The sequence below is a fragment of the Pseudomonas putida genome, from assembly GCF_028682635.1.
In the GTDB taxonomy this organism is placed as follows: Bacteria; Pseudomonadota; Gammaproteobacteria; order Pseudomonadales; family Pseudomonadaceae; genus Aquipseudomonas; species Aquipseudomonas putida_AE.
In genome coordinates this window covers 317,045-336,547 of the sequence record NZ_JANHLK010000002.1, presented here as the reverse complement: position 1 = coordinate 336,547, position 19,503 = coordinate 317,045, and the positions used below count along the sequence as shown (strand labels likewise).

General features: G+C 60.6%; 17 protein-coding genes and 1 pseudogene. 5 read left to right on the top strand and 13 right to left on the bottom strand.

What is annotated here, in order from left to right; translation table 11 throughout:
* Nucleotides 1-2: 2 nt before the first annotated feature.
* The 5 genes from NPS56_RS04020 to NPS56_RS04000 form a co-directional block, all read right to left on the bottom strand.
* A complete protein-coding gene (locus NPS56_RS04020; protein ID WP_274073567.1) occupies nt 3-1,583 on the bottom strand; it encodes an aldehyde dehydrogenase (NADP(+)) in 1,581 nt (526 codons plus the stop codon).
* A 121-nt stretch (nt 1,584-1,704) separates the two neighbouring features.
* Nucleotides 1,705-2,700, bottom strand: a complete 996-nt coding sequence (gene araD1 / locus NPS56_RS04015; RefSeq protein ID WP_274073566.1) for an AraD1 family protein — start codon at nt 2,698-2,700, stop codon at nt 1,705-1,707.
* 51 nt (nt 2,701-2,751) lie between these two features.
* Nucleotides 2,752-3,927: an L-rhamnonate dehydratase gene (locus NPS56_RS04010; RefSeq protein ID WP_274073565.1), complete on the bottom strand. Its 1,176-nt coding sequence runs from the start codon at nt 3,925-3,927 to the stop codon at nt 2,752-2,754.
* Nucleotides 3,928-4,247: 320 nt separating this feature from the next.
* Nucleotides 4,248-5,252, bottom strand: a complete 1,005-nt coding sequence (locus NPS56_RS04005; protein WP_274073564.1) for a 4-hydroxythreonine-4-phosphate dehydrogenase PdxA — start codon at nt 5,250-5,252, stop codon at nt 4,248-4,250.
* Nucleotides 5,249-6,205, bottom strand: coding sequence for an amidohydrolase family protein (locus NPS56_RS04000; protein WP_274073563.1), 957 nt, complete (start codon nt 6,203-6,205; stop codon nt 5,249-5,251). Before NPS56_RS04000 ends, NPS56_RS04005 begins: the two co-directional genes overlap by 4 nt.
* Before the next feature lie 582 nt (nt 6,206-6,787).
* Between NPS56_RS04000 and NPS56_RS03995 the strand changes: the two genes are divergently transcribed.
* From NPS56_RS03995 to NPS56_RS03980, 4 genes are all read left to right on the top strand, one after another.
* Nucleotides 6,788-7,804 (top strand): Bug family tripartite tricarboxylate transporter substrate binding protein, encoded by a 1,017-nt coding sequence (locus tag NPS56_RS03995; protein ID WP_274073562.1) that lies wholly within the window; start codon nt 6,788-6,790, stop codon nt 7,802-7,804.
* Between the two features lie 52 nt (nt 7,805-7,856).
* Nucleotides 7,857-8,390, top strand: coding sequence for a tripartite tricarboxylate transporter TctB family protein (locus NPS56_RS03990; protein ID WP_274073561.1), 534 nt, complete (start codon nt 7,857-7,859; stop codon nt 8,388-8,390).
* Nucleotides 8,387-9,916 (top strand): tripartite tricarboxylate transporter permease, encoded by a 1,530-nt coding sequence (locus NPS56_RS03985; protein WP_274073560.1) that lies wholly within the window; start codon nt 8,387-8,389, stop codon nt 9,914-9,916. Before NPS56_RS03990 ends, NPS56_RS03985 begins: the two co-directional genes overlap by 4 nt.
* A 69-nt stretch (nt 9,917-9,985) precedes the next feature.
* Nucleotides 9,986-10,927, top strand: coding sequence for a LysR family transcriptional regulator (locus NPS56_RS03980; RefSeq protein ID WP_274073559.1), 942 nt, complete (start codon nt 9,986-9,988; stop codon nt 10,925-10,927).
* A gap of 108 nt (nt 10,928-11,035) precedes the next feature.
* On the opposite strand, the gene NPS56_RS03975 is transcribed toward NPS56_RS03980, so the two are convergent.
* The 6 genes from NPS56_RS03975 to cysK all read right to left on the bottom strand — a co-directional run bounded on the left by NPS56_RS03975 (nt 11,036) and on the right by cysK (nt 17,568).
* The gene (locus NPS56_RS03975; RefSeq protein WP_274073558.1) at nt 11,036-11,899 is read right to left on the bottom strand and encodes a DMT family transporter; all 864 of its coding nucleotides are present in this window, start codon (nt 11,897-11,899) and stop codon (nt 11,036-11,038) included.
* A 350-nt stretch (nt 11,900-12,249) separates the two neighbouring features.
* Entirely contained in the window at nt 12,250-13,128 is an 879-nt protein-coding gene (gene rfbA / locus NPS56_RS03970) for a glucose-1-phosphate thymidylyltransferase RfbA (protein WP_274073557.1), read from the bottom strand.
* Between the two features lie 2 nt (nt 13,129-13,130).
* Nucleotides 13,131-14,027, bottom strand: coding sequence for a dTDP-4-dehydrorhamnose reductase (gene rfbD, locus NPS56_RS03965; protein WP_274073556.1), 897 nt, complete (start codon nt 14,025-14,027; stop codon nt 13,131-13,133).
* Complete coding sequence (gene rfbB, locus NPS56_RS03960; RefSeq protein WP_274073555.1) at nt 14,024-15,094, bottom strand: dTDP-glucose 4,6-dehydratase; 1,071 nt, start codon at nt 15,092-15,094, stop codon at nt 14,024-14,026. The genes rfbD and rfbB overlap by 4 nt, the downstream gene beginning before the upstream one ends.
* Before the next feature lie 332 nt (nt 15,095-15,426).
* Nucleotides 15,427-16,365 carry an aspartyl/asparaginyl beta-hydroxylase domain-containing protein gene (locus tag NPS56_RS03955; protein WP_274073554.1) on the bottom strand — a complete coding sequence of 313 codons (939 nt, stop codon included), beginning with the start codon at nt 16,363-16,365 and terminating at the stop codon, nt 15,427-15,429.
* A 228-nt stretch (nt 16,366-16,593) separates the two neighbouring features.
* Nucleotides 16,594-17,568 carry a cysteine synthase A gene (gene cysK, locus NPS56_RS03950; RefSeq protein ID WP_274073553.1) on the bottom strand — a complete coding sequence of 325 codons (975 nt, stop codon included), beginning with the start codon at nt 17,566-17,568 and terminating at the stop codon, nt 16,594-16,596.
* 129 nt (nt 17,569-17,697) lie between these two features.
* Between cysK and NPS56_RS03945 the strand changes: the two genes are divergently transcribed.
* Nucleotides 17,698-18,774 carry a DUF748 domain-containing protein gene (locus NPS56_RS03945; RefSeq protein ID WP_274073552.1) on the top strand — a complete coding sequence of 359 codons (1,077 nt, stop codon included), beginning with the start codon at nt 17,698-17,700 and terminating at the stop codon, nt 18,772-18,774.
* Here the strand turns inward: NPS56_RS03945 and NPS56_RS03940 are convergent.
* Complete coding sequence (locus NPS56_RS03940) at nt 18,771-19,271, bottom strand: DUF2442 domain-containing protein (protein WP_274073551.1); 501 nt, start codon at nt 19,269-19,271, stop codon at nt 18,771-18,773. The two genes, NPS56_RS03945 and NPS56_RS03940, sit on opposite strands and share 4 nt — an antisense overlap.
* Nucleotides 19,259-19,488 (bottom strand): annotated as a pseudogene (locus tag NPS56_RS03935) (DUF4160 domain-containing protein). Before NPS56_RS03935 ends, NPS56_RS03940 begins: the two are co-directional and overlap by 13 nt.
* Nucleotides 19,489-19,503: the final 15 nt, after the last annotated feature.

Genomic DNA, 19,503 nt, shown 5'->3' with positions numbered 1-19,503 from the left:
CACTACAAGGTTGACTGACTCACCTCCCCATCCACCAACCGCCGAATCCCCAGCGGATTGGCGTTCTGCAACGCCTCGGGCAACAACGCATCCGGGTAATTCTGGAAGCACACCGGCCGCAGGAAGCGATCGATCGCCAACGTCCCCACCGAGGTCCCGCGCGAATCGGACGTTGCCGGATAAGGCCCGCCATGCACCATCGCCTCGCACACCTCGACCCCGGTCGGATAACCATTGAGCAAAATCCGCCCGACCTTTTCCTGCAACATCTCCGCCAGCCAGCGGTACTCCAGCAGCTCATCCGCCTCGCCAATCAAGGTCGCGGTCAGTTGCCCGCGCAACCCCTGCAGCGCCTGCGCCAACTGCGCACGGCTCTCGACTTCCACGACGATGGTGGTCGGCCCGAACACTTCTTCCTGAAGCAGTTCATCACCCTTGAGCAACAGGCTGACATCGGCCTTGAACACTTGCGGCTGCGCCTGACTGCCCTGCTGCGGCTTGCCCGCCAGATGGGTCAGCCCCGGATGTTCGTGCAGCTCGCCCAGGCCTCGGCTGTAACTGGCCAGCGCGCCAGCATTGAGCATGGTTTGCGCAGGTTGCTGGTTCATGCTCGCGCAAAAGGTTTCGAGAAAGGTGCTGAACTGCGGCGAACGCAGGCCGATGACCAGGCCAGGGTTGGTGCAGAACTGGCCACAGCCCAGGGTCACTGAACCGGCAAGCTGCGCCGCGATCTGTTCACCCCGGACGGCCAGCGCCTCGGGCAGCAGGAACACCGGGTTGATGCTCGACATCTCGGCGAACACCGGGATCGGCTGTGGCCGGGTCGCGGCCATGTGACTCAGGGCATTGCCGCCCTTGAGCGAGCCGGTGAAACCCACGGCCTGGATCGCCGGGTGCTTGACCAGCCACTCACCGACGCCACCGCCGTAGATCATGTTGAACACCCCCGCGGGCATTTCCGTGCGCTCGGCGGCGCGGATGATTGCGTCCGCCACCCACTCGGCGGTTGCCATGTGCCCGCTGTGGGCCTTGAACACTACCGGGCATCCGGCGGCCAGGGCCGAGGCGGTATCGCCACCGGCGGTGGAGAACGCCAATGGAAAGTTGCTGGCGCCAAACACCGCTACCGGCCCCAGGGCGATGCGGTATTGACGCAGGTCCGGGCGTGGCAAAGGCTGGCGATCCGGCAACGCCCGGTCGATGCGCGCACCGTAGAAATCACCGCGACGCAGGACCTTGGCGAACAGGCGCAACTGGCCGCTGGTGCGAGCGCGTTCACCCTGGATACGCCCGGCCGGTAATGCGGTTTCGCGGCACACGGTGGCGACGAAGTCATCGCCCAGGGCATCGATTTCATCGGCGATGGCATCGAGGAAGGTCGCGCGCTTTTCTGCACTGAGATTACGGTAGATCGGGTACGCCGCGGCGGCGGCTTTGGCGGCGGCATCCACCTCGGCTTCGGATGCCTGGAAGAAGGTGCCGGGCAATGGCTCACCGGTGGTCGCGTCGAGACTTTGCAGGTGCAAGTTGCCGTTGGCGCTGCGGCGGCCGCCGATGTAGTTGTGTCCAAGTATCGTGGTCATTGCGGATTCCTTGATCGATTACAGACCTGTAGGAGCCGGCTTGCCGGCGAAGGCCACGGCACGGCAAACATCAACGTCGCGTGAAAAATCGCTTTCGCCGGCAAGCCGGCTCCTACAGGGGTTAAAGCGTGCGCACCTGACCGATTGCCAACGGCTGGGCACTTTCACCGATGCCGTTCACCAGCGGCGCTCCGAACTCATCGAGGCTGATCTGGAAGCGGTCCCCCGGCTGGGTCTTGATGCCATCGGCAAACGACAGCGTGGCGGTGCCGAAGTAGTGCACGTGCACATCACCGGGACGCAGGAACTGCGCGTACTTGAAGTGGTGGAATTCGAGGTTGGCCAGGCTGTGGCACATGTTGTCTTCGCCGCTGAGAAACTCCTTTTCCCAGATCGTCTTGCCATCGCGCTTGATGCGGCTGGTGCCCTCCAGGTGCCTGGGCAATTCGCCGACGCGCAGCTCCGGGCCATAGGAGCAGCAGCGCAGTTTCGAATGGGCGAGGTACAGGTAGTTGCGCCGCTCCATGACATGGTCGGAGAACTCATTGCCCAGGGCATAACCGACGCGATACGGCAGGCCGTCGTCGCCGATCACGTAGAGCCCGGTCAGCTCCGGCTCTTCGCCGGCGTCTTCGGCAAAGGGCGGCACCGGGAAGTCCGCGCCGGGACGCACGACGATGCTGCCGTCGCCCTTGTAGAACCATTCCGGCTGCGCACCGACCTGCCCGGCCGCGGGCTTGCCGCCCTCCAGGCCCCATTTGAAAATGCGCATGGTGTCGGTCATGGCGGTTTCGACGGCACCTTCCTGCTGGTGCATCTTGTCCCGCGCCGAGGCGCTGCCCAGGTGGGTCAGGCCAGTGCCGCTGATCAGGCAGTGGGCCGGGTCCTCGTGGTCCAGCGGTGGCAGCACCTGGCGCTGCTGCAACAGCTGGGCGTAGTCCGGGCCCGGTTCGGTGCCGCGCAGGGCGACTTCTTCCTGCAGGCTGCGTTGGCCGCGGATCGCCGCGAGTGCCAGTTCACGGGTGCTGCGGGTGCCTTTAAGCACCTGGACCTGTGCCCCGTCGACCAGCCCGACCTGGCGTTCCCCGGCAGTGTTTTCAAATTGAATCAGGCGCATGTCGCCTCCGCAAAGTCATGGACGGCGCCGCCGGATGACGGCGCCTCAAGGTCACTCGATGATGTTGAAGTCGCTCAAATACTCATCGGAGATTTCCAGGCCCAGGCCCGGCTTGTCGTCGTCGAGCTGGATGTAGCCGTTGACTGGTTGCGGTTCGCCCTTGAATACGTAGTAGAAGAGTTCGTTGCCGACTTCGACGTCGAACACCGGGAAGAACTCGGCCATGGGCGACGCCGTGGTGGACATGGTCAGGTGGTAGTTGTGCATCTGCCCGGCGTGGGGGATCACCGGCACCGACCAGGCCTCGGCCATGGCGTTGATCTTGCGCGCGGCGGTGATGCCGCCGACGCGGTTGGTGTCGTACTGGATCACGTCGATGGCGCGGCGTTCCAGCAGGTCCTTGAAGCCGTACGAGGTGAACTCGTGCTCGCCGCCGGAGATCGGCATGATGCCCATTTTTTTCAGCTCGATATAACCCTCGATGTCGTCGGCGATCACCGGTTCTTCCAGCCAGCGCGGCTCGAACTCGGCCAGTTTGGGCAACATGCGGCGGGCGTATTCCAGGGTCCAGCCCATGTAGCATTCGAGCATGATGTCGACGTCGGGGCCGGCCAGGTTACGCAGGGCGCGCACTTGTTCGATGTTCTTGCGCATGCCCGCCGGACCGTCTTTCGGGCCGTAGCCGAAGCGCATTTTCAGCGCGGTGAAGCCCTGGTTCAGATAGCCCTGGGCCTCTTCGAGGAACAGGTCGAGGTTGTCGTTGGCGTAGAGCTTGGAGGCGTAGGTCCAGATCTTTTCCTTGGTGCGGCCGCCGAGCAGTTTGAACACCGGCTTGTTGACCGCCTTGCCCATGATGTCCCAGATGGCGATGTCGATCGCCGAGATGGCCGCCATGCCGATGCCTTTGCGGCCCCATGCGTGGCTCTGGCGGTACATTTTCTGCCAGATGTATTCGTTGTCGAACGGGTCTTCGCCAATCGCGATGGGTGCCAGGTAGGTGTCGATGATTTCCTTGGCCACACGAGGCGCCAGGGCGCAGTTGCCGATGCCGACAAGACCGGTGTCGGTCTCGACTTCCACCACCAGCCAGCCGTGGAAACGGAACGAGCCCATGGCGTCGCCGCGCTCGAACAGGATGTCGCTGGCGTTGGTGCAGAAGTGCGCTTGAGGTGGGACGACTTTGCCTTTCCACTCGAATACGCGGGTACGGATCGCTTTGATTTTCATGAATACGGTTTCCTTGCGCTGCCGGCTTCTTGTCATTGTTGTGTCGCTGCGTGGAGCCGCTCGGTTGGCGGTTCCAGGCATTCGATGGAGCGACTGTAGCCAGCGCCCGAGGGTGCGGATAATCACTTATGCGTATCCGGCGATAACCTGGGGTGATAGGAAAAAGCAGTAATCCCCTAGATCGAGTTATCGGGGCAATACATAAAACTGTAGGAGCTGGCTTGCCAGCGAAAGCGGCCCGACAGGCACCTCAGGGGTGTCTGTCAGGCCGTCTTCGCTGGCAAGCCAGCTCCTACAGGGGTATTGCGTGTTTTTGAAAATCAGTAGCTGTTGCCACCCATCCGGCAAGCGATCTCGAACGCCTGGCGAGTCGCGCCGACATTCGCCTTGCCCTGCCCCGCGATATCGAACGCGGTGCCGTGGGCCGGCGTGGTGATCGGGATGGGCAGACCACCCTGGACCGTGACGCCACGGGAGAAGCCCATCAACTTAATCGCGATCTGCCCCTGGTCGTGGTACATCGTCACCACCGCGTCAAAGGCGCTGGCATCACCCTGGACCTTGAGGAAAATCGTGTCCCCCGGATACGGCCCTTCCGCCGCGATCCCCAATGCCTGGGCCGAACGCACGGCCGGGCCGATGATGTCCAGTTCTTCGCGGCCGAACGAGCCGTTGTCGCCGTTGTGCGGGTTCAATCCACAGACGCCGATGCGCGGTTTTTCCAGGCCGTTGCGCTTGAGCGCGGTGTCGATCAGTTGAATCGCTTCCACCACCCGCGCCTGGCTAAGCAGGCCCGGGACTTCAGCCAACGCCACGTGGGAGGTCACACGGGAAGTCCACAGATTGTCGAGCACGTTGAATTCGCAGAACGGCCCGTGGAAATCCAGCAACTCGGCGAACCAGTGCAACTCATCGTTGTGGGCCATGCCGGCCATGTGCAACGAAGTCTTGTTCAGCGGCCCGAACAATATCGCGTCGGTGGTCCCGGCCTCGGTCAGGCGCAGGGCGACCTCCAGGGTGTCGAGGCTGTAGCGACCACCAATGACACTGGATTCGCTGCGCGGGAATTCACCGACAGTGTCGCCGCGAAAATCGTAGAACAGCGGCGTGTCGTCCATGAATGACAGCTGCTCCAGCGACTCCACCCGGCGATAGGGAAACTCCACACCGGCGATGCGCATGCCGCGGCGCATTTCCGCTTCGTCGGCAATCAGGATCACATTCGCCTGGCTGCGTACATCGGGCTCTCCGAGCAAGCGTGCGATCAGTTCCGGACCGATGCCCGCGGGGTCGCCCAGGACCATCGCGATGGTTGTCTTGTTCATGCTTCACTCCTCAAGGATTCAGGCCGCGCCCGGTCAATGGCGCAAGGTTCGCAGCGGTAGATGCGCTGCGCGTTGCTGTAGAACAGTCGCTCCTGATCGGCCACTGGCAGATCGGCGACGATGGATTTGAAACCGTTGTAGATGTCGTTGAACGAGCCACACAGGCTGTCCACCGGAAAGTTACTGGCGAACATCGCCCGCTTGGTGCCGAACATCGCGATGATTTCGCGCACGATCCAGGCGTTGTCGATGGCGCGCCACGCCCGGCCCGCCTGGCCCAGGCCGGAAATCTTGACCTGCACGTTGGGCCACTGCGCCAGCCGCGCCATCGCGGCGCGCCAACCGGCCAGGCCTTCAGCGCTGCGGTCGCTGGGCAAGCCGGCGTGGTTGAGAATCAGGGTGATACCGGGGAAATCCCGGGCCAGTCGCTCAGCTTCGGGCAAGTTCCACCAGGGGGTTTGCAGATCGAAGTGCAGGCCCAGGCCCTCCAGCGCGGCATAACCGCGCCGCCAGTGCTCGTCGCTCATCAGGCTGCGCACCCGGCCGAACTGCGCGGGTGACGTCGGTCCGCCGGGCTTGTGCCGCACGCTGCGCACGCACTTGTGACTGGCCTGCTCGCGCAGCACGGCAATGGCGTCCGGGTGGTCGAGCCAGGCTTGCGCGACGATCGCATTCGGCACGCCGTAGCGGGCGGCCAGTTGCTCGATGAAACGGGTTTCGCCAATCGGGTCCTGCGGGTTCCATGCGGTCTCGACATACACCGTTTGCACGACTCGCTGGTCGCCGGCATCGGCGAAGTAATCGTCGGGCAAATAACGGCGCTTGATCGCGGAGTAATCGCCGTAGCGAAACGGGATGTTCGCCTCCGGCGCCAACCACGGATGGTCGTTGATCGTTGGGTCCCAGAAGTGATGATGGGCATCGATGATGGGACCGTTCCACAGTTCACCCATGGCGCACCTCGTCGAGACTGATGAACAACGTAGCCAGCACAAACACTGCCGAGCACACCGCGAAGAATCCCGGCACCGGGGCAAATCCACTGCTCATTTGCATAATCACACCGCACTGGTGACGAGCCATTGCGCGTCCCTCAATTTTTATTGTTGTACAGTTGCAGACTTCACCTGTGTCGCGTTTTTCACGGTGTTGATGAGCACTATCGAAGGCCCGGTGATAACCGTCTAATCAAAACTTGAAATCAGGCGATAGCTTCGGGTTATGGCACTCCGTGCTTTCAACGATCTTCAATGTTGGACCTTTCTTTTCTGTAGGAGCGAGCTAGCTCGCGATGATCGTCAACGAAAACGCGTGTTTCCTGAATTAGCGCAGCGCTCGTGAGTCCATCGCGAGCAAGCTTGCTCCTACAGAAGTCTTGCTTCGTTTGACTAGCTATAACCCCAGGCTATCGGTGTATGTATTGTTTTGACTAGACGCGGGGGCTGCCTCTTCCCACACTCACTCCAGGCTTGCGGCTTTACCGCTCAAACAAGTCGCTCATAACAATTACAAAAACACAGAAACGAGGCCCTCCCATGCGAAATGCATTCGTCCGTCGCACTTCCCGTCTGTTTCTTGGCTGCACCCTGATCGCCGCCGGCGCCCTTCCCGCGCTCGCTCAAGCCGCCTGGCAACCGGACAAGAACGTCGAAATCGTCGTCGCCGGTGGCCCCGGTGGCGGTACCGACCAACTCGGTCGCCTGATCCAGTCGATCATCACCACGCATAAACTGCTCGACGTTAATACCATCGTCCTGAACAAGGGTGGCGGCAACGGCGCCGAGGCTTTCCTCGACATGAAAATGAACAAGGGCGATGCCGAGAAGCTGGTGATCGGCACCAACAACATCTACCTGTTGCCGCTGGTGTCCAAGCTCGGCTATCAATGGCAGGAGCTGACCCCGATTGCCGCCGTGGCCGAGGATGACTTCATTCTCTGGAGCTACAAAGGCGCACCGTGGAAGGATGCGAAAAGCTTCTACGAAGCGGTCAAGGCCGACCCGTCGAAACTGCGCATGGGTGGCAGCCAGTCCAAGGATGTCGACCAGACCCTGACCCTGCTGCTGAACCAGACCACCAACAGTAAACTGGTGTACATCCCGTTCAAGAGCGGTAGCGAGGCCGCGACCCAGCTGGCCGGCAAGCACATCGCCGCCAACGTCAACAACCCCAGCGAAAGCATCAGCCAATGGCGCGGCGATCAGGTCGAACCGCTCTGCGTGTTCAGTAAGGAGCGCATGGCCTACACCGAAAAAGTCGCCGGCGACAAATCCTGGGCCGACGTACCGACCTGCCACGAACAAGGCCTGGGCATCGATCAATACCGCTTCCCGCGCACCGTGTTCATGCCTGGCGACATTTCCGCCGAGCAACGCGCGTTCTATGTCGAGCTGATGCGCAAGGTCACCGAAACGCCGGAGTTCAAGGCCTACGTCAAGCAGAACGCGCTGGTGCCGACCTTCCTCGAGGGCGAGCCGCTGACCGCCTACATCGAAAAAGACACCGCCCGCGTCACCCCGGTCTTCAAGGAAGCCGGCTGGCTGAAAAACTAAGTTGTCACGGCCGCTCGCCTGCGGGCGGTCGTCATCTGCTGGAGGTGTCTTCATGTCCCATTCTTCGGATTCACCCGCGCTGGTCGGCACCCGTTGGGTCGAGCTCGGCCTGACCCTCTTCACGGCGCTGATCGGCGTGGTGGTGATGTTCGGCAGTGTCGAACAGGGTATCGGCTGGGGCGATGCCGGCCCCGAGCCGGGTTACTTCCCCTTCTACATCGGCCTGATGCTGAGCGCCGCGAGCGTGGCCAACTTTGTGCTGATCCTGGTGCGCTGGCAAGCGCTGAGCGTTGCCTTCGTCAGTCGCAGTGCGTTCAGGCAAGTGCTGTCGGTGTTCATCCCGATTGCGCTGTTCGTCGCGGCCATGCCACTGACCGGCATCTATGTCGCCTCGGCGTGCTTCATCGCCTGGTTCATGTGGCGTGACAAGGACCGCGCCAAGCCTTACGGCAAACTGATGATTGCCTGTATATCCCTCGGCGCGGTACTCGCCAGCTACCTGATTTTCGCGCTGTGGTTCAAGGTCCCGCTGGATGCCGGCCCGTTGGGCGACTGGATTGCCCTGGCCGGGAGAAACTTCAAATGAGCGAATTCGATTCCCTGTTGCAAGGCATGAACCTGATCCTGACCCCAGGCCACATCGGCCTGATGGTGATCGGCGTGCTGCTGGGCATCCTGGTCGGCGTGTTGCCCGGCCTCGGCGCCCCCAATGGCGTGGCACTGTTGCTGCCGCTGACCTTCACCATGTCGCCGGTGTCGGCGATCATCCTGCTGTCGTGCATGTACTGGGGCGCTCTGTTTGGCGGCTCGATCACTTCGATCCTGTTCAATATTCCCGGTGAGCCCTCATCGGTGGCGACGACGTTCGACGGCTACCCGATGGCCCGCGAAGGTCGCGCCGCCGAAGCCCTGACCGCCGCGTTCAGTTCGGCGTTGCTGGGTGCACTGGCGGGAGTGTTGCTGCTGACCTTCCTCTCGACGAAGATTGCCGCCTTCGCCATGTCGTTCAGTTCGCCGGAGTTCTTCGCGGTGTACCTGTTGGCGTTCTGCACCTTCATCGGCATGAGCAAGAACCCGCCGCTGAAAACCGTGGTGGCGATGATGATCGGTTTCGCCATGGCGGCGGTCGGCATGGACACCGTGTCCGGCAACCTGCGCTTGACGTTCGATCAGCCGACCCTGATGACCGGCATCAGTTTCGAAGTGGCGGTGATCGGCCTGTTCGGCATCGGCGAAATCCTCTGCACCGTGGAGGAAGGCCTGGTGTTCCGTGGCGAACACGCGCGCATCACGCCGATGGTGATCCTGCGCACCTGGGCCAAGTTGCCGCGCTACTGGTGGACCATTGTGCGTAGCACCCTGGTCGGTTGCTGGATGGGCATTACCCCGGGCGGGCCGACCGCCGCTTCGTTCATGAGCTATAGCCTGGCGCGGCGTTTCTCGAAGAACCGCGACAACTTTGGCAAGGGTGAACTCGAAGGCGTTATCGCGCCGGAAACCGCCGACCACGCCGCCGGCACCAGCGCCTTGCTGCCGATGCTGACCCTGGGTATTCCCGGTTCCGCCACCGCAGCGGTGATGCTCGGTGGCTTGATGATCTGGGGCCTGCACCCTGGGCCAACCCTGTTCGTCGAGCAGCATGACTTTGTCTGGGGCCTGATCGCCAGCATGTACCTGGGCAACGTGGTGAGCCTGATCGTGGTGTTGGCCACCGTGCCGCTGTTCGCCTCGATCCTGCGCATTCCGTTCTCGATCATCGCGCCGATCATCATCATGGTCTGCGCCATCGGTGCCTACTCGGTACACAACTCGTTCTTCGACGTGGTGTTGATGCTCGGTTTCGGCGCGTTGGGTTATCTGTTCAAGAAACTCGGCTATCCGATTGCGCCACTGGTACTGGCGGCGGTATTGGGTGACAAGGCCGAAGATGCGTTCCGTCAGTCGATGCTGTTCTCTGACGGGCACCTGGGGATCTTCTGGTCCAACCCATTGGTCGGCAGCCTGACCACGGCGGCGCTGCTGATGCTGTTCTGGCCGCTGATTTCCAAGGCCCTGGCAGCCCTGATGGGCTTTCGTAAACCCCAGGTCGCCAAGCCAAAATCGGTGCTGTGACACAGCAATGCTGGCAACGCCTGACATTTGTTGTCAGGCTTGCCGCAGTCCTGATTGCGAGTGCGGCCCATGTCCCGAATTCCTGATGCCAATGTAATCCACAGTCGACTGAGGCTGCGCCAGCTGCGGCTGATGCTCGCGCTGGAGGAGTTCGGTTCTTTGCGCCGCGCCGCCGACCACATCGGCATGACTCAACCGGCAGCGACCAAGATGCTGCATGAGGCCGAGGACCTGCTCGGCGTCGAGCTGTTTGAACGGCTGCCTCGGGGCATGCGCTCGACCCCGTTCGGTGAAACCGTCATCTACTACGCACGCATGGTCTTCGCTGAGCTCAGCGGCATGCGCGAAGAACTGGTGGCGCTGCAATCGGGCAACCTGGGTCGGGTCGCCGTTGGCGCGATTCCGGCGCTGGCTTCCGGGCTGTTGACCCGCACCATCGCGACCTTGAAGCAAAGCCATCCACGCTTGTCCATGAGCATCCAGGTCGACACCAGCGACGTGCTGGTACAGGCGCTGTTGCAGGATCAACTGGACATCGTTTTAGGAAGGATTCCGCCCGGAGCACGGGCCGAAGAACTGCTGTTCGACAGCCTGGGCGAAGAAGCCCTGTGCGTGATTGCCGGTGCGCAAAATCCGCTGGCGCAGGAGAAGCAACTGGGTTGGGCAGAATTGCAGAACATGACCTGGGTGCTGCAACAGCAGCCAAGCCCGATGCGCGCGATCATCAATCAGGTGTTCCACAATGCGCGGGTCGACATTCCCAGCAGCATCGTCGAAACCACCTCGATCATGACCCTGCTCTCGTTGATCCAGCAGACCGATATGCTCGGTGTCACACCGGTGTCGGTGGTCGAGGATTATCCCGGTCGAGACCTGCTGGCGGTGTTGCCGATCAAATTCGAAGCACGACTGCCACCCTACGGCTTGATCACCCGCCGCCATCGCATTCAGTCCTCGGCGATGCAGGCATTCATGAACTCGGTGCGGGCCGAGCATGCGCTGAGCAAATGAAAAGGCCCCTGTAGGAGCTGCCGGAGGCTGCGATCTTTTGATCTTGCTTTTAAAAGGTCAAAAGATCGCAGCCTCGTTGCACTCGGCAGCTCCTACAGGGAAATGCGTTTACGCGGTTTTACGGAACACGAACACCAGGCCAACGATAATCAGCACCATGCCGAGGATACTCAACAGCGCCAGACGATTGCCGAAAATCAGGTAATCCATCACGGCCGTCACGGCCGGCACCAGATAGAACAGGCTGGTGACATTCACCAGGTCGCCCCGGGCGATCAAGCGGTACAGCAACAGGGTCGCCAGCACCGACACCACCAGCCCCATCCACAACACCGGCACGATGAAACCGCTGCCGTGTTCGAAATGAAACGGCTGGAACGGCACGAATATCCCGCAGAGCAACAACCCGGCCAGGTACTGCACCGGGAGCGTGCCGAGGGGATTATCGGTGATGCGTTTTTGCATGATCGAACCGAAGGTCATACTTGCCAGCGCCAGCAGGCCGAAGAGCATCCCGGCCAGCGACATGCCGGCCAGGCCGATGCCCTGATAGACCACCATGATCAACCCGGCCAGGCCCATCGACAGGCCGAACATGCGGCTGGCCGAGCGCTGGCGCTCCATGAGCACCACCGTGAGAATCGGTTGCACGCCCATGATGGTCGCCATTACACCGGGCGTGACCTTTAGGTCGAGCGCCAGCAGATAAAAAATCTGATACGCCCCCAGCAACACCACACCAGTCGCCATCGCATACAACATCGGCCTGCCGCCCTTGGGCAACTTCAGCTTCAGCAGCGGCATCAGCAACACCAGGCCGCACAACGCGATGACGAAGCGAATCAACAGAAAGGCAAAGGGTGATGCGTGGGCCAGCCCCCACTTGGAGAAGATCGCCCCGCTGCTCCACAGCAGAACGAACAGGCTCGTGGAAGCCGCCGCGAGCGCGGACTTTTTCGAAAGGACAAACATGAATACCACCTGTAGTCAGGCAAGAAGCCAATTCAGCCGAAGCTGAAATCCAGTAGTTTTTTCAAGCGGGCGCGTTTCGGAGAGGGTCAGCAGAGCAATGCTGATCAGCCCGAAATGCCAACACCCGGCGGTGATACGACTGCGTACACCGGCGTGCTACGGACAGGTGGGGGGTAATGACTGATCTGCACAGGCTGCTGGTTCCCGCACGGCACGACGCCAGCGTTGACCGCTGAATCGACTACCGCGTTGATGAGGGTTGCAGGCATTGGGCTGATCTTTTTCGAAAAGTTGAAAAGCAGGTCATGCAGACCTGCTTGAGCTGACTATAACCAGAGGTGTGGCAGGCATCAACTCTCTTGCAAAAGACGGTTGAGGTATTGGCCATAACCATTTTTTGCCAATGGCGCCGCCAGTTTCTGCAGCTGATCGGCATCGATCCATTTCTGCCGGAAGGCAATCTCTTCAGGACAAGCGACTTTGAGGCCCTGGCGACGCTCGAGCGTGGCAATGAACTGGCTGGCATCGAGCAATGAGTCGTGGGTTCCGGTATCCAGCCAGGCGTAACCGCGGCCCATGATTTCTACCGACAGGTTGCCCTGTTCCAGGTAGAGACTGTTGATATCGGTAATCTCCAGCTCACCCCGCGCCGATGGCTTGATGCTCTTGGCCATCTCGACAACGTCGTTGTCATAGAAATACAGCCCGGTGACCGCAAAATTCGACTTGGGCTTGAGTGGCTTTTCTTCGAGGCTGATCGCCGTGCCCTGGCTGTCGAACTCGACCACGCCGTAACGCTCCGGGTCATTGACGTGATAGGCAAAGACACTCGCCCCCGCCTGACGCGCCATGGCACTTTGCAGAATATTGATGAAGTCGTGGCCGTGATAGATGTTGTCACCCAGGACCAGGGCGCTGGGGTCGTTGCCGATAAAGTCTTCGCCGATGATGAAGGCCTGTGCCAGGCCATCGGGCGAAGGCTGCACCGCATAGGCAATGTTCAGGCCCCAACGGGTGCCATCCCCCAGCAGCTGTTCGAAGCGTGGGGTGTCCTGTGGCGTGGAGATGATCAGGATATCGCGGATACCCGCCAGCATCAGGGTGCTCAGCGGGTAGTAGATCATCGGTTTGTCGTAGACCGGCAGCAGCTGCTTGGAAATGGACAATGTCGCCGGATGCAGTCGAGTACCAGAGCCGCCGGCAAGGATGATGCCTTTACGATTGAGCATATTCATTTCTCCAGTATTTCTGCGAGCATCCGTGTCACGCCGACTTTCCAGTCAGGCAAGCTCAGCGCAAAGGCCTTTTGCAGTTTATGCGTATCGAGTCGGGAATTGCATGGGCGTCGTGCCGGCGTCGGGTACGCCTCGGTGCCGATCGCGTCGACCATTGCCGGGCCAACCTTGAGCTTCATGCCTGCCCGCTCGGCGTGCTCGAGTACAAAACGAGCATAGCGACACCAGGTGGTTTCGCCAGCGGCTGCCAGATGGTAGATCCCGCTCAACTGCGGGTCGGCCAGCAGGCTACGGATGGCATGGGCGGTCACATCCGCGAGCAATTCGGCACCGGTTGGCGCGCCGAACTGATCGTCGATCACGGCCAGGCGTTCACGTTCCCGGGCCAGGCGCAGCATGGTCGTGGCAAAGTTGTTGCCCCGAGCGGAATACACCCAGCTGGTACGCAGGATCAGATGCGCACAGCCGCTGGCGGCGATCGCCTGTTCGCCGGCCAGCTTACTGGCCCCATAGACACTCAATGGCGCGACCGGATCCTGTTCCTGCCAGGGCGTAACGCCAAGCCCTGCGAACACATAATCGGTGGAGTAATGCACCAGCAAAGCCTTGAGCCGTAACGCCTCGCGAGCCAGCACCGCCGGTGCATCGGCATTGACCCGATGGGCCAGTTGCGATTCGCTTTCAGCCTTGTCGACCGCGGTGTAGGCCGCTGCGTTCACGATAACGTCAGGTGCGAAGCGCTGCACGGTGGCGGCCAGCCCTGGCAAATCCGTCAGATCGCCGCAGTACTCCTGGCTTGCGGAGTCCAGCGCCAACACCTCGCCAAGGGGCGCGAGACTGCGTTGCAGCTCCCAACCCACCTGGCCGTTCCTGCCGAGCAATAGCAGTTTCATGCATTGCGCCCGGCATAGTTTTTCTCGACCCATTCGCGGTAGGCGCCGGACTGGATATTGCGTACCCAATCCTGGTTGTCCAGGTACCACTGCACGGTTTTGCGAATGCCGGTCTCGAAGGTTTCCGCCGGTTTCCAGCCCAGTTCACGCTCAAGCTTGCGGGCATCGATGGCATAACGTCGATCGTGCCCGGGCCGATCGGTCACGTAGCTGATCTGTGCATGGTAGGGCTGGCCGTCGGCACGCGGACGCAGCTCATCGAGCAACGCGCAGACGGTGTGCACGATCTCGAGATTGGTTTTTTCGTTCCAGCCACCGACGTTGTAGACCTCACCCACGTTGCCGGCCTCCAACACGCGGCGGATGGCACTGCAGTGGTCCTTGACGTACAACCAGTCGCGAATCTGCTGGCCATCGCCATAGACCGGCAATGCCTGGCCGGACAGCGCGTTGACGATCATCAGCGGAATGAGCTTTTCCGGGAAGTGATACGGACCGTAGTTGTTCGAGCAGTTGGTGGTCAGTACCGGCAGGCCATAGGTGTGATGGTAGGCGCGCACCAGGTGGTCGCTGGCGGCTTTGCTGGCCGAGTAAGGGCTGTTGGGTTCATAGGGGTGGTTTTCGTTGAACGCCGCTTCGTCCTTGGCCAGTGAGCCGTAGACTTCGTCGGTGGACACATGCAGGAAGCGAAAGGCCTGCAGCGCATCGGGCGCCAGCCCCTTGGCGTAGGCGCGCACGGCTTCGAGCAAGCGGAAAGTGCCGACGATGTTGGTGTCGATGAAGGCCTGCGGCCCGTGGATGGAGCGGTCGACATGGGACTCGGCGGCAAAGTTGAGAATGGCACGGGGCTGGTGCTCTTCGAGCAAGCGCTCGACCAGGGCACTGTCACCGATATCGCCCTGCACGAATATATGCCGGGTATTGCCCGACAGGCTGCTGAGGTTATCCAGGTTGCCGGCATAGGTCAGCTTGTCCAGGTTGACTACGGTTTCATCGGAGTGAGCCAGCCAATCCAATACGAAATTTGCCCCAATGAAGCCTGCACCGCCAGTTACCAGGATGGTCATTGATTCAGACCTTTTTTCAATAAGGTTGCGAGGATAGGGCCCAGGTTCTCAAAAGACGCATTACCCATTCAGACCGGCATGCTTGAAACCCGCGCAGCCCGGATAAAACCCAATGGCGTTACGGCCAAGGAAACTCTGCTGTCGCAAGGGTTTGAATAAGGTTTTGAACATTCAACCAGCGCATGCCAGCTCTACGACCGGCTCTGTATAGACTCCCCCGACGCCCTGAACGCCATTAACAGGCGACATTCGTAATATAGCTTAGCTCCCAAAAATAAAAAAAAAGATCGCCTGGTGGCGATCTTTTTTCCCGGCCTTTGGCCATCGGGTGCTCAACCTATCAGCCAATGGCCCAGTAACCCCAGCACGCCAATCGCCAAGATCGGCCGCATTGCCCGATACGCCTTGGGGTGACGGCGTTTCCACTGCTTGACCAGCCCGCTGAACCTGTCGCTGAACTGCTTGCTCCAGGCATAGGCCTGGTTGATCCCGCCCACCCGCTCATCCGCAAGGTTCTGCGGCGCGGTGGCGCGCCCCAGCAGGCGGCTGATCCAGCGGTTGATGCCGGTGATCAAGCGGTTACTGAGCGGCCGCTCGATGTCGCAAAACAGAATGACCCGGGTCTTGTCAGTTTCGTTCTTGACCCAGTGCACATAGGTTTCGTCGAACATCACGTCTTCACCATCACGCCAGGCGTAGGCCTGACCGTCGACAAAGATGCGACAAGCGTCGCTGTTGGGCGTCGACAGCCCCAGGTGGTAGCGCAAAGAGCCGGCAAATGGATCGCGGTGCGGATTGAGATGACTGCCCCCCGGCAGCAGGGCAAACATGGCCCCCTTGACGTTGGGAATCGCGCTGACCAGCGCTACGGTCTGCGGGCACAGCAACTCGGCCGAGGGCAAGGGTTGGTCGTACCACTTGAGGTAGAAGCGCTTCCAGCCCTTCTTGAAAAACGAACCGAAGCCGGCATCGTTGTTTTTTTCCGCGGCGCGGATGTACCCCTCATCGAACAGGTGCAGCGCTTCTTCGCGGATAACTTGCCAATTGTCCTTGAGCACATCCAGCTCGGGAAACCTGCTGCGGTCCAGGTAGGGTTTTGAAGGCACGCCGGAGAACAGATACATCAAGGCGTTATAGGGGGCGAACAGGGCCGAATGGTTGACGAACTGACGCAAGACCGGCAAGCGCGCCTTGCCACGCAAATGTACATAGAGGGTACTGCCCAGAAACAGCAGCAACAACGACGCTTTCGCGGCAACCGAAACGCTCATTTACAACTCCTTGATCGATAATCTACGCAACGCCATTCCTCGACGCGGCCGTTGGCATGATAAACATTACCAATCGCGGGAAAAACCCGTGTAACCCGACATACAGTGTTAAGGAATGCGCAACAAAGCATGTCTTAACACAAGGTGCCTGAACGCTTGCTGATCCGCGTCAGGACACCTGATGGAGAAGGGGACTCCCCTTCTCCATCATCCAGCCTTCCCTACCCGTTACTGCTGGTTCTCCTGCTCGGTAAACAGATCGCTGAACAGCATGCTCGACAAATAACGTTCACCGGAATCCGGAAGGATCACCACAATGGTCTTGCCCTGCATCTCCGGGGTCTCGGCCAGGCGTACCGCCACGGCCATCGCGGCGCCGCAGGAGATGCCGCACAGGATGCCTTCTTCCTGCATCAAGCGCAGCGCCATGGCCTTGGACTCCTCGTCGGTGACCAGCTCCACCCGGTCGACGATCGACAGGTCGAGGTTTTTCGGCACGAAACCGGCACCGATGCCCTGGATCTTGTGCGGGCTCGGCTTGATTTCTTCACCGGCCAATGCCTGGGAAATCACCGGTGATACCGCTGGCTCCACCGCCACCGAGACGATCGGTTTGCCCTGGGTATTCTTGATATACCGTGAAACGCCGGTAATGGTTCCGCCGGTTCCGACACCGGCCACCAGGACATCCACCGCGCCGTCGGTATCGTTCCAGATCTCGGGCCCGGTGGTTTTTTCGTGGATGGCGGGGTTGGCCGGGTTGTCGAATTGCGCCGGCATGAAAAAGCGGGCCGGATCACTGGCGACTATTTCCCCGGCCTTCTCGATCGCGCCTTTCATGCCCTTGGCCGGCTCGGTCAGCACCAGTTCCGCCCCCAGCGCCTTGAGTACCTTGCGGCGCTCGATGCTCATGGATGCCGGCATGGTCAGCATCAATTTGTAGCCACGGGCGGCGGCAACGAAGGCCAGGCCGATGCCGGTATTGCCGGACGTCGGTTCGACGATGGTCATGCCCGGCTTGAGCCTGCCTGTGCTTTCGGCGTCCCAGATCATGTTGGCGCCAATCCGGCACTTGACCGAGTAACCGGGGTTGCGCCCCTCTATCTTGGCCAGGATGGTAACGCCACGCGGCGCGATACGGTTGATCTGCACCAACGGCGTGTTGCCGATGGAATGGGCATTGTCAGCGTAGATACGGCTCATGGCTGGGTCCTTAACGACAGCATTGAAATAGGGCATCAAGGTAAGCCTCTTGCCCCTGGGCGTCCAGTCAGGTCGAACGTCCGGATGTAACCGCAGTCAATGGTTTTAGAACGTCAGAGAATTACCACCATGAAACGTCGATACCGCTGGCCGTTGTGGAGCTTCGCCGGCCTCCTTGTGTTGCTGATTGCCCTGCACTTCGCCCTGCCCTACCTGGTGCGCGACTACCTGAATGACCGGTTGGCGAACATGGGCGATTACCGTGGCCAGATCACCGACGTGGACCTGGCCCTGTGGCGCGGTGCCTACAAGATCAACGGCCTGAAAATCGTCAAGGTCGAGGGCAAGGTGCCTGTGCCCTTCGTCAATGCGCCGCTGATCGATCTCTCGGTCAGTTGGCATTCGCTGTGGTACGACCACGCGGTGGTCGCCCAAGTGACGTTCCTCAGGCCCGAGGTCAACTTTGTCGACGGCGGGGCCAACAAACAGAACTCGCAAACCGGCGAAGGCACCGACTGGCGTGCCCAACTGGGGAAATTGCTGCCGATCACCCTGGATGAAGTGCGGATCGACGATGGCAAGATCAGCTTTCGCAACTTCAATTCCAAGCCACCGGTGAACATGAATGCCACCAAGGTCGACCTGAGCATCTACAACCTGACTAACGTGGTCGATGCCAAAGGCAAACGCGACGCCCGCTTCGAAGGCAAGGCGCTACTGCTGGGTCACGCGCCCCTGGAAACCACGGCCACCTTCGACCCCCTGAGCAACTTCGAAGATTTCGAATTTCGCATGCGGGCCCGGAACATTGAGCTCAAACGCATGAATGACTTCGCTTCGGCCTACGGCAAGTTCGATTTCAATGCCGGCCATGGCGACGTGGTCATCGAAGCCAAGGCGAATAAAGCCAAACTGACTGGCTATATCAAACCGCTGCTGCGGGATGTCGACGTGTTCAACTGGCAACAGGATGTGGAAAACAAGGACAAGGGGATCTTTCGTTCCATCTGGGAGGCTATCGTCGGCGGCTCGGAAACCGTGCTGAAAAACCAGGGCAAGAACCAGTTTGCCACCCGGGTCGAGCTCAGCGGCAACGTCCATCAAAAAGATATCAGCGCGTTCCAGGCGTTTTTGCAGATTTTACGCAATGGTTTCATCCAGGCATTCAATGCGCGCTATGAACGACCCAAGCCGGAGGCCGATTAATCTTTACGCGTGACAGTGTAACGCCCGGTGTCTTCGGCTGCCCGTAGCGGATTGGCTTGCTGTTGCAGGAAATCCCATCCCAGGCAGGCCAGGGCCAGTGACCGCGGTACCGCCTCTCGACCGCTGCTGTAGCGGCTGATGCTGCGGGCGCTGACGCCCAACGCCTCGGCGGCCTGATTCAGCGGCAATCCGGTTCGAGCGCGCCAGTCGATGAAAATCCGGGTATTTTCGTCCGACGCGTTTTGCGCCAGCGCATCCAGGTACAGGGTGTCGGCACCGATCTGGATGTCCTGCTCAGGCCACTCCACGCACCAGCCATCGTCACCCAGCATGGCCCCCTCGAACGCACTGCCACGCAAAGGCTGCAGGCCGGCAAAAACCTGCAGGTCGCGACTCAGGTCCAGGGTCAGTTGTTGACCGTCGATGAACGTCAGCGCCAGGCAATAATCCGGCAGTACTTCCACTGCTGATAGTCGTGGTCGCTTCATGGGTAACATCGTTTCCAATCCTCCAGCAATTGCGCCTGATGGGCTCTGATCCGCCCGAGCGCTTCTTGATAATCAGCGGCGGTGCCTTGCCTGCCATCACTTCGACGGTTTCCAGGCTCAGCATGACATCCAGCCCTCCACCGGTCAGGTGAACGTGGTGCGGCGGATGGTCCTTCTCTCGCAGCTGAATGCGATACGTATCTCGAAATCGGTATTTAGTAGACATGCCCGGCAAGCTATC